The organism is Pseudoalteromonas sp. A601 (genome assembly GCF_002165575.1).
In the GTDB taxonomy this organism is placed as follows: domain Bacteria; phylum Pseudomonadota; class Gammaproteobacteria; order Enterobacterales; family Alteromonadaceae; genus Pseudoalteromonas.
On the sequence record NZ_MXQF01000096.1, the window covers coordinates 1 to 369 of the forward strand.

Below are 369 nucleotides of genomic sequence, written 5' to 3' on the forward strand. Positions count from 1 at the left end.
TGTTGAACTAAGCCGCTACGCGGAGATCCTATTCTGAACATTTGAGCCACACTTACCTTGGGGTTATCCCATAACTTGGAGGTAAGTCATGAATACACTCATAGAACAAGTCAAAACTGAAATAACCTATCGAGGTTATTCACAAAGTACATGTAAAAGCTACTGTGAGCATTTGCTTAAACTCAGCCATTACTTTAATAAACCGCTCGATTTGATTACGGATGACGAGCTTAACGCCTTTTTTAACGATCCCGCGATTCGTAAACTGTCTAGAGCAAGCCAAAAAGTACAGATAAACAGCATTTGGTTCTTGTTTAAGAATATTTTACATCGGCCACTTAACTTAGATATTGCGCTGCCAAAAGCAAA

General features: G+C 39.0%; 1 protein-coding gene. It reads left to right on the forward strand.

The genetic code is table 11. From position 1 onward, the window contains the following. Nucleotides 1–88: 88 nt before the first annotated feature. Nucleotides 89–369 (forward strand): phage integrase N-terminal SAM-like domain-containing protein (locus B5G52_RS21830; RefSeq protein ID WP_176372610.1); only part of this gene is annotated, 281 nt, incomplete at its 3' end.